The organism is Halomonas sp. XH26 (assembly GCF_024138895.1).
Classification (GTDB): domain Bacteria; phylum Pseudomonadota; class Gammaproteobacteria; order Pseudomonadales; family Halomonadaceae; genus Vreelandella; species Vreelandella alkaliphila.
The window spans coordinates 328,806-341,250 of the sequence record NZ_CP071889.1 but is presented as its reverse complement, the minus strand read 5'-3'; the positions used below and the strand labels follow the sequence as shown (position 1 = coordinate 341,250).

The window sequence follows — 12,445 nt, the reverse complement described above, 5'->3', positions numbered from 1 at the left end:
ACGCTGCTAAGGCAGCCTTTATCGAAGAGCGTCAGGCACATCGACTCCCGCTTCTTCATAATAACGCAGTGCACCGGGGTGCAGCGTACCGGTCATATTACTCAGCATGTCAGGCGAGATACTGCTCCACCAAGCCGTTTCTTCAGCCATGGCATCGCGACGCTCCCAGAAGGTTTTTGTCAGCGCATACGCGGTATCGTCATCCATTTGTGAAGTTGTATAGGCGATGACCGGCAGCGACGTAGTTTGAACATCCTCATCCACGCCTGGGTACGTGCCACCAGGAATCGTCTGACGAGCAGCACCTGTTTGCGCTATCTGCTCATCGCTAAAGCTAACCAGGGTGATTGGCATGCTGGCAGCCGTTTCAATAACATTCGGGGTTGGGAAGGAGCTGGCCGTCACAAAGGCATCAATCTGACCATTTTTTAACGCATCTGGCCCACTTCCAATAGAAGCATCAGCAATACGCACTTTCTCTTCCAGCCCAAACAGCTCTAGATACCGAGTAGCTTCCCGAGCGCCAAAAGTACCTCGGCCGATTAAGATATGCTTATCTTCAAGCGCAGCCATATCGGCCACACCGCCATCGCCTGCAATCACAAAATGCATAGTGATAGAGGGAATAGGAAATAGGCCGCGGATCTCTTGGAAACGAGGATGCTGACGCTCGGCAAAAGCCCCTTCCCCAGCCATAGCCTGTTCAACTAAGGCTGGCGGCGTAGTGAATACATAGTTACCTTGCCGGGCCATCACCTCCATCACGTTCTGCACCGAGCCCTGACTCTCTTCTAGTGTCAGGATAATGGCATCGTCAGTGCCTTGGCGCACTGCCTCAGAGAGCTCAACACCCATCTGGTAATAGGCGGTTCCCGCCGATGCTGATTTATAGGTAACCCGTGTTTCTGCTTGTACTGTCATTGCAGCAGCGGCAAGGGCAAGCGTGGCGGCCGAGATGCCTAACGTGCGATAAAGGGAGCGAATTGAATGATGCATATGAGTTCCTTAACGTGTCCAACGGCCAGCTGTGTGGCCTCGTTTTTATTGACTAAAAGCGATGACAAAAGCTAAATTCCAAGCCTTTAGACGCGACATAATGATCAACCATACCAACGCAGCCATCAATATGGTCGCGCAGGTTGCTCAGTTTTATTACAGCCTGAAGATCGACCCACAAGCAGCAAATATACCTACAAAGCAACGGAGACCAACAAATATCGTAAATCTATTATGTTTATCTGACTTATGATTAAACTCTTTACATTTATTTGACCATATTGCTATTAGCTAAACGGATAATTTCCAAAAAAAAGACGTAATAACTTGCTTATCAAAGCATTTCATTCGGTTTAATTCCGTATTGCAATGCAATATAACTTGTTAAACTAACGCCGCTTATTCCCCCTACCTTTTAACCAATATAAGGATAAACACGCCATGCCGACGCTACATAATGACCCAGGCCAGCTCCGAGTTTCTCGTTGCTGGCCTTTTTTGTTAGCAGCCTTATTATTATGCATTAGTCCTTCCGCTTTTGCAGTGACTGGAGATATCGACTTAACCTCCTCAACCGTCGGATTTTTTGCCGTAGCAATCTTCGTGCTTGCCTATGCCTTAGTAATGGCAGAAGAAAAAATCCACATGCGTAAGTCTAAACCGGTACTGGTTGCTGCCGGTATTATTTGGGGACTCATTGGCTGGGTGTACGTCCAAAACGGCATGTCTGATACGTCAGAGCATGCGTTTCGTGTGACACTTTTGGAGTTCACCGAGCTAATGCTGTTCCTACTGGTTGCCATGACGTATATCAACGCCATGGAGGAGCGCCGTGTATTTGATGCCCTGCGCTCGTGGATGCTCCGCAAAGGCTTTAGCTACCGCCAGCTGTTCTGGTTAACGGGCGGCCTTGCCTTTGTGCTATCGCCAATTGCCGATAACTTAACCACAGCGCTGCTAATGTGTGCCGTTATCACCAAAGTTGCTGAAGGGGATAAACGCTTCATTAATCTCGCCTGCATCAACGTTGTGGTAGCCGCCAATGCCGGCGGTGCCTTTAGCCCCTTTGGCGACATCACCACGCTGATGGTCTGGCAAGCAGGTATTATTCAGTTCCAGGAGTTTTTCATCCTATTCCTGCCTTCCTTGGTAAACTTCCTGATTCCTGCCGTCATCATGAGCATGTTTATTAAGGATCAGAAGCCCAGCAGCGTTTATGAAGATGTATGGCTCAAACGCGGTGCACGGCGAATCATTGCACTGTTTTTGATCACTATCGCCACTGCTGTAATGTGTCATACGCTGCTGCACTTGCCACCTGTACTCGGCATGATGACTGGCCTTGGCTACCTACAGTTTTTCGGCTATTACCTACGCCGCAGCCTGCCTCGCTCACTGGAACGCAAGCGTGAACGCTATAGCCGCCGAGGCGATAATAAAAAGCTCGAGCAGTTAGGTGGTGTAGTGCCGTTTGATGTTTTCAACCGTGTCGCCCGCGCCGAGTGGGACACACTGCTGTTCTTCTACGGGGTTGTTATGTGCGTAGGCGGCCTTGGCTTTATGGGCTACCTTGGACTGCTTTCCGAAGCGCTTTACACCGGTTGGAACGCCACCTGGGCCAATATTGTCTTGGGGGTTGTGTCAGCGGTAGTCGATAACATTCCGGTAATGTTCGCGGTACTGACCATGGAACCGGACATGTCCCACGGGCATTGGCTACTGATTACGTTGACGGCCGGTGTGGGGGGAAGCTTACTCTCAATCGGCTCGGCAGCGGGGGTTGCGGTGATGGGTCAAGCGCGTGGCGCTTATACCTTTATGGGCCACCTACGCTGGGCACCCGTTATTTTTCTCGGCTACGTCGCCAGTATCCTTGTTCATCTGTGGCTTAACGCCGACAGCTTTGCCGTCTTTGGTTAACAAACAGCTGTAATCAGCTCAAGTCCGCGTCAAGCGCTAACAAGTGCTGCGCGGGCTTTTTAGTACGTCTCAAATAAATACTCAATTGGCGTCGGGCGGCCAAATAAATAGCCCTGGTAGCGGTAGCAGCCATGACCTTTAAGCCAGTCAAACTGCTCTTTTTTCTCGACGCCTTCAGCCACCACAGTCAGGCCAAGACTAACCGCTAAAAGGATAGTAGTATCCACAATCGCCGCATCGGTCTTGTCTGTTAGCAATTCACGAATAAACGACTGATCAATCTTCAACTCATCCAACGGTAAGCGCTTTAGATAGCTCAGCGACGAATAGCCTGTGCCAAAATCATCCAGCGCGAAGCGAATGCCTTGGGAACGAAGCTTTAGCATAGTGCTGCGGACTCGCGTGGGCTCACTCATCAACAGACTTTCTGTTACCTCCAATACCAAACGGCTTGGTGGGGCCTGGGTTTGTGCTAACAAGCTTTCTACATCGCGTATGAACCCAGGTTGCTGGAACTGCACCGAACTCACGTTAACGGAGATAGTGAGTGCTGCATACGCAGGTTGCTGCGCCCATTTTGCTAACTGTTCACAGGCTAATTTCAATACCCAGTGCCCAATAGGCAGAATCAACCCGTTTTCTTCCGCCAGAGGGATAAAGGTGGCTGGTGATACCCAGCCACGCTGAGGGTGGTACCAGCGTAATAAAGCCTCAACGCCAGTAGTGACGCCTTGATGATTGACCTGAACTTGGTAATGTAGCGACAGCTCATTGCGCTCTAAGGCTTGATGCAGATCCCCCTCAAGCTTGGCCCTCTCTAGCACACTAGTTTGCATATCCATATTAAAAAAGCGCAACGAGTTACCGCCAGCCGCTTTGGCTTGTTGTAGCGCCATATCTGCTTGTTGTAAAACATTGTTTACGCTTAACCCTGAACACTTAAACAGTGAAATGCCAATACTGGCGGTAATCGGCAGTGCCCGGTCGTTACGCAGCTTAGCAACCGCTTCTAAGAGCTGCCTTGCAAGGCGTTCAGCCTTGTGTGTTGCTTTACCTTGTTGCTCACCTAATGCATTTAACAGTACGACAAACTCATCGCTACTAAAGCGGGCAACGGTTGCCTCCTGAGGCAGGTGTATTTGCAATCTTTCGGCAACATTAATCAGTAATTGATCACCACTCTCGTGGCCTTGAATGTCATTCACCAATCTAAAATTATCTAAATCAACGATAAAGATTGCGCTGAAGTTTATTGTGCAATTATTTTGATCCGTGACATCGGCTAATAATTCCATGAGACGCCGACGATTGGGGAGACCTGTTAATGCATCATAAAACGCTAGGCGATGGGTTTTAGATTGCATTTCCAGATACTCAGTAAGCTCTGTAGAGATACCGCATAAGCTAGGCGCTTCACCTGGTGCCATGGTTAACGGCATCTTAATAGAAAGAAAAGTACGTACATGCTCCTCACCCTGCAGCATACTATGCTCTTCAACCGTTACTTTTTTGCCTGAATCTAAAACATTTTGATCGATTTTTCTTGTTGCTTCGGCGCTTTCGGCATCAAAAAAATCAGCGTCACGCTTTCCAATAATATTTTCTGTGGACTGATTAAAAAGCTCACTTATTCGACGATTGACGTAACGATACTTTAGCGAGGGAGATTTAATATAGATAAAGGCATCTACACTATCTAAAATAGTCGCCAATAGCGCCTCATGAGTAGTTAACTGATCTCGGTTAATTTTCATTCGGCGCTTAAGCAGTATGTTGCCTAACAGCGCTAAAACAAGCAGTAAAATAAGTAAACCACCCCCCCACCACATCCATGTAGGAGTTAATTGTGATGGGGTTGACTTAGCTCGCCATGCACTTAACGTTTCATAATAAACAGAGCCATTATCCTGCTTCCAGCGACGTAAAACATCATCGATATGATTAAGTATCTCATCAGAGAGTTGAGGTGAGGCGGCATAAAAAAGCCTTGCTGGCTGAAAAATAACAGGCGTATCACGCAACCCATAATCGTGAGCCCGCCAGTCGCCAAATAGGTGATTAGCGGCCACAAGGTCTGCCTCACCATCCGCAACTGTCTGAAACCCTCTGGCGAAACTACTCACGGGCAGCCAAGTGACGTTGATATCAAAACGCTCGGTTACCGCCGCCAAATAGCTTTGCTGAACGGACCCTGACACCACGGCTACACGCTGCCCCTCAAGATCAAAAATAGCGCCGATCTTAGCCCCTTCACGCTGGTAAAGCTGTGACCAACTATGCATCACCGGCTCTTCATGAAACGAGATACGCTGAGCACGCTCTACACTCCAGGCAACGTCAGGTAATAAGTCAATGTCTCCTTGCTCTAACAAGGTAAGACAGTGTTGAAAGTCACATTGAAGACTTTCAAGCTGCCACTGCTCTTCTTTGGCAATCGCCTGCAAAAGGTCGCCTAGCACGCCTCGAGGGCGACCTTCATCGTCAGCGAAGAGTTTTGGCGGATTGTGGTACACACCAACGGTCAGTGTCTCAGCCGATAAGGGGGTTGTTGCCAAACATCCAGCTAGCAGTAATGTTCTCGACATAAAGTGAGCTAGAGCGCACAACGCCCCCTTTTGAGTAGAAGATGAGCGAAGTCCGAAACAGCTCAACGTCTGGAGCATAGATAAACCTACGCACCGGGCATGGTAAGGGGGCCTGCGCGCTCAACAACCCGTTGCCAGGCAGGATCACTTTCAATACGCGCCACAAATGCTGCGATAGCCGGATACGTTGCCAACGATTGTGTCGCGGCAACGGCCTGTAGTGGAAAACTCATTTGTATATCGGCCCCACTCGGCCAGTCACCCGCAAAATTACTTCGTTTGTCTAGGTGCGATTCAATAATGGTTAGATGTTGTTTTAGTTGGGGCTGGATAAACCGCTGCTGCACCGTTGAGCTAATTCCTTTTGCTAACGGCTTAATCAGCCACGGAGACTGCTTAGGCAATTGGCTAAAGACCAGCCCCATCACTAACAGCGGCATTAACGAACCTTCTGCATAGTGGAGCCAGTAGCGATAATTCACCCACTCATTACGGTTTTCTTCAAGGAGCTGATCTTTGGCATTACCATAGCAGTTGACGAGATAATCAATAATTGCCCCTGATTCTGCCACGGTCAGCTCACCGTCGGTAATAACTGGCGACTTACCCAGCGGATGGATTTTTTTAAGTGATGCCGGGGCTAGCTGAGTTTTAGGATCGCGCTGATAAACCTCAATATCATAATCAAGGCCAAGTGTTTCCAGAAGCCATAAAATACGGTGCGAGCGGGATTTTTCGAGATGGTGAACGCGGATCATAACTACTCCATGGGGCGACTTGGTACGCTAGCATTGCACCAACGTCAGTTATCCTTTTACTGCAAGCGTATTTAGCTTAGCACTATTGCAGCGTTGAACCCCATGAAGCTTAGCAATTATTTATCTTATTAAAGAAACGCCAAGAGCATGGCTTAAGGCATTACCAGATCAAAATTAAGCCTATGTTTTAAATCATTTTTAATAATATTAACATGCCCTCATCCATTCTGTACTACGTTCTATGTTCATGACGCCAACGTGACAATATATCTAATGGCGACCATTTCCCTTCCAGCCAAGGGGCAAGTAGGCGCGTTGAAAGTGGAATAAATAAAAACACCATGACAGGCGTCAACATCATCGTACTGACCAGAACACGGGGCACCATGGGCCAGTCCGCCAAGGCACTGCCAAATACCCAGTTAAACAACAGTGAAATGGGGAAAAAAGCCAACCATACGGCGATGGCTTGCTTCCAGCGCGGAGGCGTCGTGCCCGAGCTAGACTGAAACCAAGCATCTAGACCGGTGGCACGGTGCTCATGAGGCGCATCATATAGCCCCTTACCTCGCTGTAGCCATGCATTCCGTGAAGCCGAATGCTCCCAGGCTGTTAACGTATCACTGCTACTAAAGCGGAAAATGATCTGATATTCGTCATCGCTATTGGGGGGTGCCAAAACACCGGACCCCAAATAACCAGGAAAGTCAGCCGCCAAGTCGCAGCCTTCGTTTAACCAACGGTTAAAATCGTGATAACGGCCGCTCGCCACTCGACGGGCTACCATTAACGTAACAGGTGAGGCAGACATGATATATCTCCTAATGTAGTCACAGCGAATTGCCGGGTAGGCAAGCTGTTGGCCTTCAGGTGGGTAACCCCAAAAGCGGCACTCGCATTATACAAGCAATGATGATGCCATGTGGTGACAAGAAGTGGTGATGAGGTGATAACTAGTGGCCTGGTAGAGGCTGACGACGTTCGCCCCGCTGAAAAGACCTAACGTGCAAGTAAATATCAATGGCGCTGCGAATTGCATCGGCCTCTAGGGCATCTGGTACCACGATAGGCCCTTCCACTTCGCCTCCTGAGCGCAAAACCCTATCCACATCAGCACGATAGCGTTCTAAAAGGTGTTCTATGTTGATACGCACACGATGCACTTCTAGCGAGAAAGCATGTCTTTGTTCGTTACGCTTAACGACATCCAATGGATTTTCTGCCGCTTCGATTAGGCTCTCCAGCGTATTGAGCACTAATTTTTCAGCCCTATTTAGATTGGGTATAACGGCATAAATGAGCTCATGGAGCGTTAGATTTGCATCGCTATGGTGCATATGCCGAGTCAACTCTTTGAGAGAGGTTGAATGTTGATAAAACGCCCCTGGTCAGAAAATTCCAATCGATAAACGCCATGAACTCCCTCTTGTCCAACTACTCGGCGCAGCGCTTCAGCAGGAAAAATGACCCAGCGGCCATCGACGCTGCGCGTTCGCACGTTCGAGTAGCGCCCTTCGTAATGCGCTAGGCACTCACTTTTTGACAGATGAATAACAACATCAATTATGGGCATGCGAATGATTAACCAAACAATAGCTAAGCGGTCGTTTTAGGCACGACGATTACGTGCTGCGATTCCTTCATAGATGCTCTATGCTAACGCAAACAGCTTATCCTTCGGTAATTGCTTATGGATCTTTCTACCCTAACCCCCTTTGTTTCTTCATATGCGTTACCGCAGCCTAAGGTAAGCAGTACACAGGCTAATCGGATGCCGTCGGAGGAACAGAAAGCTCACGCCTCTGAGACTGCACAAGCAAGTGAAGAGACGGACTCATCCGCCAGTCGCGAAACGACCGGTCCTACGCGCCCTGACGGTACGCCGCTAGCACCTGAAGAGATTCAGTACTTAGAGCAGCTTAAGCAAACTGATCGAGAAGTCCGCCAGCATGAAATGGCCCACCAGACGGTGGGCGGCCCCTACACCGGCGGTGCCAGCTATGAGTACGAAGTTGGGCCAGACGGTAAACGCTATGCAGTTGCGGGTGAAGTACCGATTGATTACGGCCCCGTGCCAGGCAACCCCACGGCGACGATTGAAAAGATGCAAACGGTCATCGCGGCAGCGTTGGCGCCGGCAGAACCCTCTTCTAAAGATATACAGGTGGCGGCTCAGGCAAGACAATATTTATTGGAAGCCAAACTGGAAGCCGCTCGCGAGCAGAGCGAAATGAATGCTGCACGCAGCGCTGGGGAAGCTACTACAGAAGAAGTGACAACAATGCCTGATGAGCAGGCAGCCTGAGCCGTTGGCTTTCCCACATTAGATTGCAATTACTCATCCTATTAATGTCGCTTAGGGTGCTGGTGAAGCAGCCCCTAAAAAACGCTGATTCCAGTAATCGACATCCAGTGGCACGCTGACCACGGCTCGACCGCTACCAGGTGCGTGGATCATTTGCCGGTTCCCACCATAAATGCCTACGTGTGTGGCTTTGGCGCCATCTCCAAAAAACAGTAAATCACCTGGACGTGGCGCATCAACCGAAGGCAGCGCGCGGAACTGATCATCAGCAGTGCGGGGCACGCGGATGCCCGCAGCGCGATAAGTCATTTCCACAAGCCCCGAACAATCCAGCCCCTCCGGAGTATTGCCACCAAAGCGATACGGTGTGCCAATCGCTTGCTGGGCATGAGAGAGAATCAACGCGCGTTCCATTGAAATGCCCGCTTGAACACTTGAGGCGGGAACGGTAGTTATCTCTTTGCTGGCACACCCAGCTAATAGCAGCAGCGTGAATAGCGTTAACAGTGGGGACAGACGGATAAATGGCATACATCGCTCCGGCTCAGCACGTTAGCAATGCTTATATCATGGCCTATGCGCAGCTTACCCGCTACTGATTCGTAGGTGGCTATTACTAACGCACTATGACTAACGCCCTATCCACTCTACAAAGGTGGTTTCGCCTAACGCATGGCGCTCATGGCGCAGGCGGCTCATCGCAGCATAGGGTAAGTCCATCACTAAGCCGTTACCAAGCGGCTGCCCCAGCACTTGGCGCAGCAGCGCATTGCAAACAAACAGATGTGCAACCACCAACACGTGCTTACCGGGCGGATTAGCCAACAGCCGCTGCCAGGACTCACTAACCCGAGCATCCAGCGCTGCCAACGTTTCTCCTTCTGGGGGAGCGGCTTGGCAGGGATTAAACCAAAATGCGCTCATCGGCTCGCTGCCCTCATCGGCAAATACCTGGGCATGCGTTTTGCCTTCCCAGCGTCCCAGGTGAAGTTCCGCCAAGTCGTCATCAACTTGTACAGGCACATCAAACTCCTCGCCTAGCCACAGCGCAAATTCGCGGCAACGTAGCAATGGCGAACTGACAATCGCATCGTAAGGTGGCTTGCCCTCTACCGTGTGGCGCATGACGGCATCACTCACTTGCTTCCAGCCCGTTTCACTCAGTGGGTGGTCGGTGCTGCCACGTAGCATGCGCCCGCCGACTGGCTCTCCATGGCGCATAATATCGATGGTGGTGATGTCTGCATTAGGAAAACGCATGGTTTCTGTTCCTCAACAGGCTAACTAAATGATCGCGTGGCGCACACGGGCGGAGACCCACTCGGATACCAGCACCGTGGCAAAAATCATCACAAAGATGACGCTAACTTGGTTCCAGGCAAGGCTGTTAATTGAGGCATTGAGCTGCAAGCCAATACCACCAGCCCCCACCAAACCCAGCACGGTAGACTCACGAATATTAATATCCCAGCGATACACGCTAATACCTGCAAAGGCAGGCATTACCTGAGGCAACACAGCGTAGTTCATCACCTGTAGGCGGCTGGCGCCGGTGGCACTAATCGCTTCAACGGGGGTTGGATGGATCTCTTCAATGGCTTCATAAAGCAGCTTGCCCACAAAGCCAATGGAGCGCAGCGCAATGGCGATAATGCCCGCCAAGACGCCAGGGCCAAGAATGGTGACCAACAGCATGGCCCAAATCAGCGAGTTGATAGAGCGCGACGAAACAATAATAGTGAGCGCCAAGCTGCGTATCAGTGGGTGCGGCGTGGTATTGCGTGCCGCTAAAAACGCCACGGGAAAGGCCATGACAATGCCTAGCGCCGTCCCTAACGTGGCAATGTTCAAGGTATCCCACATGGGCTTCCACAGCACATTGGCATACTCCCAACGCGGCGGCATCATACGGCTGATTAAGTCGCTGCCCTGGCGGCCAGCATCTTCAACAAACACCCACATGGTGTTATCAGAAATCACTTTCCAACATAGTAGAAACAGGCTGATGCCTAGAAGCCAGGCAGCGAATTGCAGCCACTGGGCACGGGTAGTGCGCCGCTGCCAAAGCGGTGCCCCTTGGGGAGATGTTGAAACAGGCATATCGTTTCCTCTTATGACAAGTGGCGCGCCGTTACTGTGTCCAGCGGCGAACATAGCTGGAGGCATACTCACTCATCAGTACAATAGCGATGATAATCAGCAGGATGGCAGCAGATGTGCCGTACTCGTAGCGGCTCAACGAGGTATTCAGGGTGGCACCGATACCGCCAGCGCCGACAATGCCAATCACTGACGACTCGCGGAAGTTGATATCCAATCGATACATCGAGAGACCAATTAAGCGCGGCATCACCTGAGGTTGAATGGCATGATTCATGGTTTGCCACCAGCTCGCCCCGGTGGCGCGTACGGCCTCTACCTGTCGCCAGTCGAGGTCTTCAATATCCTCTGCCAGCAGCTTGGCCATAAAACCAATCGTGGCAAACGCCAGGGTCAACATGCCCGCAAACGGCCCGAAGCCGAACATCACCACAAACAGAATGGCGATAATAATTTCCTGAAAGGTGCGCGAAACGGCAATAATCGCGCGGCATACGGCATAAATAGGTAATGGCGAGATATTACGCGCCGCCCCCAGCCCCACGGGAATGGCCAATAACACGCCAATCACTGTAGAGGTTAACGTCATGGTCAGACTTTCCAGCAGGCCAGCGATAATGTCGCTCTGGCGGCTCACGAAGTCCGGCTGCAAAAACGCACCAAGAAAATTGAGTGCGCGTCCGGCCCCTTCCGCCACACGTGCCCAGTTAACTTCCACAGAGGCAAGTGCGAGTACCAGATAAACCATCGCGCCTAGCACCAGCCCCCAACGCACACGCGGGTTATCAATCAGTGGTAAGCGCCGCCAGTGCCCCTCACGCGCAGCCTGTTGGCGCGCCAGTGAATTGGTGCTGCTCATCGCGCGCCCCCACTCGCTAGTCTTTCTAACCGGGACAGCTCGCAACCAGGATGAAGCCGATGTGCTTCGCTCTCTTTCGTATTCTGTTCAGTTTCATCATCGTCGGAGTGTTCTGGGGTGGTATCCCAATCCTCTTCACCATAGATAGTCGTGAGAATCTCACTGGTAAGCTCGCTAGGCTGCCCGTCAAAGACGATTTCCCCAGCCCGCAACCCGACAATACGGTCAGCAAACTGCTTAGCCAGCGCGACGTCGTGAATGTTGATAATCGCGGCCAACTCTCGCTCGGCGCATAGTTCACGGATCAGGCGCATGATCTGGCGCGATGTTTTCGGGTCGAGACTGGCGGTGGGTTCATCAACCAGCAGTAGCTTTGGGCTTTGTAACAGCGCGCGGGCAATACCGACCCGCTGGCGCTGGCCACCGGAAAGCGCATCGGCGCGCTTATCAATAGCGTGGGGTAAGCCAACCCGTTCCAGCAAGCGAAAGGCTTCGGCCACGGCTTCCTGTGGGTAACGGCGCAAGAAACTACGCCAAAATCCCACATAACCTAGCTGACCAGACAGTACGTTCTCCATCACGGTTAAACGGTCGACCAGTGCATACTCCTGAAAAATCATCCCCATGGAGCGGCGCGCGTGGCGCAGACGATTGCCCGAAAGTTTGGTCAGCTCTACATCTTCCAGGCGAATACTGCCTTGGGTGGGTTCTACCAAGCGGTTCACGCAACGAATAAGCGTGCTTTTCCCTGCACCGGAAGGCCCGATCAGCGCCATCACTTGGCCCTTAGGTAGCGTCAGTTGTATATCGGTTAACGCACGATCCCCAGTAGGGTAACGTTTGCCAACGCCGGTAAGAGTCAACATGAGAGTGCCCCATTTACGAGTAGTCAGGTACATAGCAATTCGGCCAGAAAGTTGCC

The 12,445-nt window shown here is 51.1% G+C and carries 13 protein-coding genes; 2 read left to right on the top strand and 11 right to left on the bottom strand.

Annotated elements, in window-relative coordinates; all coding sequences use genetic code 11:
• Positions 1–18 precede the first annotated feature (18 nt).
• Positions 19–996 (bottom strand): TAXI family TRAP transporter solute-binding subunit, encoded by a 978-nt coding sequence (locus J4377_RS01625; RefSeq protein ID WP_253486440.1) that lies wholly within the window; start codon positions 994–996, stop codon positions 19–21.
• A 441-nt stretch (positions 997–1,437) separates the two neighbouring features.
• Between J4377_RS01625 and nhaD the strand changes: the two genes are divergently transcribed.
• The gene (gene nhaD, locus J4377_RS01620) at positions 1,438–2,916 is read left to right on the top strand and encodes a sodium:proton antiporter NhaD (protein ID WP_120385889.1); all 1,479 of its coding nucleotides are present in this window, start codon (positions 1,438–1,440) and stop codon (positions 2,914–2,916) included.
• A gap of 59 nt (positions 2,917–2,975) precedes the next feature.
• On the opposite strand, the gene J4377_RS01615 is transcribed toward nhaD, so the two are convergent.
• From J4377_RS01615 to J4377_RS01595, 5 genes are all read right to left on the bottom strand, one after another.
• On the bottom strand, positions 2,976–5,501 hold the full coding sequence (locus tag J4377_RS01615) for an EAL domain-containing protein (protein ID WP_253486439.1): 2,526 nt from the start codon (positions 5,499–5,501) through the stop codon (positions 2,976–2,978).
• 86 nt (positions 5,502–5,587) lie between these two features.
• Complete coding sequence (locus J4377_RS01610) at positions 5,588–6,259, bottom strand: glutathione S-transferase (RefSeq protein WP_038480620.1); 672 nt, start codon at positions 6,257–6,259, stop codon at positions 5,588–5,590.
• 232 nt (positions 6,260–6,491) lie between these two features.
• Complete coding sequence (locus J4377_RS01605; protein ID WP_253486438.1) at positions 6,492–7,070, bottom strand: antibiotic biosynthesis monooxygenase; 579 nt, start codon at positions 7,068–7,070, stop codon at positions 6,492–6,494.
• A 142-nt stretch (positions 7,071–7,212) separates the two neighbouring features.
• Positions 7,213–7,596, bottom strand: coding sequence for a hypothetical protein (locus J4377_RS01600; protein WP_038480615.1), 384 nt, complete (start codon positions 7,594–7,596; stop codon positions 7,213–7,215).
• A gap of 8 nt (positions 7,597–7,604) precedes the next feature.
• Positions 7,605–7,832 carry a DUF2835 family protein gene (locus tag J4377_RS01595; RefSeq protein WP_084183648.1) on the bottom strand — a complete coding sequence of 76 codons (228 nt, stop codon included), beginning with the start codon at positions 7,830–7,832 and terminating at the stop codon, positions 7,605–7,607.
• 198 nt (positions 7,833–8,030) lie between these two features.
• Here J4377_RS01595 and J4377_RS01590 point away from each other — a divergent pair, with 198 nt between their 5' ends.
• Positions 8,031–8,564, top strand: coding sequence for a putative metalloprotease CJM1_0395 family protein (locus tag J4377_RS01590; RefSeq protein WP_370687194.1), 534 nt, complete (start codon positions 8,031–8,033; stop codon positions 8,562–8,564).
• A gap of 51 nt (positions 8,565–8,615) precedes the next feature.
• On the opposite strand, the gene J4377_RS01585 is transcribed toward J4377_RS01590, so the two are convergent.
• From J4377_RS01585 to phnC, 5 genes are all read right to left on the bottom strand, one after another.
• Complete coding sequence (locus tag J4377_RS01585) at positions 8,616–9,095, bottom strand: C40 family peptidase (protein WP_038480610.1); 480 nt, start codon at positions 9,093–9,095, stop codon at positions 8,616–8,618.
• A 99-nt stretch (positions 9,096–9,194) separates the two neighbouring features.
• Positions 9,195–9,824 (bottom strand): histidine phosphatase family protein, encoded by a 630-nt coding sequence (locus J4377_RS01580; RefSeq protein WP_095604417.1) that lies wholly within the window; start codon positions 9,822–9,824, stop codon positions 9,195–9,197.
• A gap of 24 nt (positions 9,825–9,848) precedes the next feature.
• Positions 9,849–10,664, bottom strand: coding sequence for a phosphonate ABC transporter, permease protein PhnE (gene phnE / locus J4377_RS01575; protein WP_253486437.1), 816 nt, complete (start codon positions 10,662–10,664; stop codon positions 9,849–9,851).
• Between the two features lie 31 nt (positions 10,665–10,695).
• Positions 10,696–11,523 carry a phosphonate ABC transporter, permease protein PhnE gene (gene phnE / locus J4377_RS01570; RefSeq protein ID WP_095604415.1) on the bottom strand — a complete coding sequence of 276 codons (828 nt, stop codon included), beginning with the start codon at positions 11,521–11,523 and terminating at the stop codon, positions 10,696–10,698.
• On the bottom strand, positions 11,520–12,389 hold the full coding sequence (gene phnC, locus J4377_RS01565) for a phosphonate ABC transporter ATP-binding protein (RefSeq protein WP_253486436.1): 870 nt from the start codon (positions 12,387–12,389) through the stop codon (positions 11,520–11,522). Before phnC ends, phnE (J4377_RS01570) begins: the two co-directional genes overlap by 4 nt.
• Positions 12,390–12,445 lie beyond the last annotated feature (56 nt).

Excerpts from the sequence above, each read along its gene's own strand:
- J4377_RS01625 (WP_253486440.1), bottom strand. The coding sequence starts at position 996 with ATGCATCATTCAATTCGCTCCCTTTATCGCACGTTAGGCATCTCGGCC.
- nhaD (WP_120385889.1), top strand. The coding sequence starts at position 1,438 with ATGCCGACGCTACATAATGACCCAGGCCAGCTCCGAGTTTCTCGTTGC.
- J4377_RS01615 (WP_253486439.1), bottom strand. The coding sequence starts at position 5,501 with ATGTCGAGAACATTACTGCTAGCTGGATGTTTGGCAACAACCCCCTTA.
- J4377_RS01610 (WP_038480620.1), bottom strand. The coding sequence starts at position 6,259 with ATGATCCGCGTTCACCATCTCGAAAAATCCCGCTCGCACCGTATTTTA.
- J4377_RS01605 (WP_253486438.1), bottom strand. The coding sequence starts at position 7,070 with ATGTCTGCCTCACCTGTTACGTTAATGGTAGCCCGTCGAGTGGCGAGC.
- J4377_RS01600 (WP_038480615.1), bottom strand. The coding sequence starts at position 7,596 with ATGCACCATAGCGATGCAAATCTAACGCTCCATGAGCTCATTTATGCC.
- J4377_RS01595 (WP_084183648.1), bottom strand. The coding sequence starts at position 7,832 with ATGCCCATAATTGATGTTGTTATTCATCTGTCAAAAAGTGAGTGCCTA.
- J4377_RS01590 (WP_370687194.1), top strand. The coding sequence starts at position 8,031 with ATGCCGTCGGAGGAACAGAAAGCTCACGCCTCTGAGACTGCACAAGCA.
- J4377_RS01585 (WP_038480610.1), bottom strand. The coding sequence starts at position 9,095 with ATGCCATTTATCCGTCTGTCCCCACTGTTAACGCTATTCACGCTGCTG.
- J4377_RS01580 (WP_095604417.1), bottom strand. The coding sequence starts at position 9,824 with ATGCGTTTTCCTAATGCAGACATCACCACCATCGATATTATGCGCCAT.
- phnE (WP_253486437.1), bottom strand. The coding sequence starts at position 10,664 with ATGCCTGTTTCAACATCTCCCCAAGGGGCACCGCTTTGGCAGCGGCGC.
- phnE (WP_095604415.1), bottom strand. The coding sequence starts at position 11,523 with ATGAGCAGCACCAATTCACTGGCGCGCCAACAGGCTGCGCGTGAGGGG.
- phnC (WP_253486436.1), bottom strand. The coding sequence starts at position 12,389 with ATGTTGACTCTTACCGGCGTTGGCAAACGTTACCCTACTGGGGATCGT.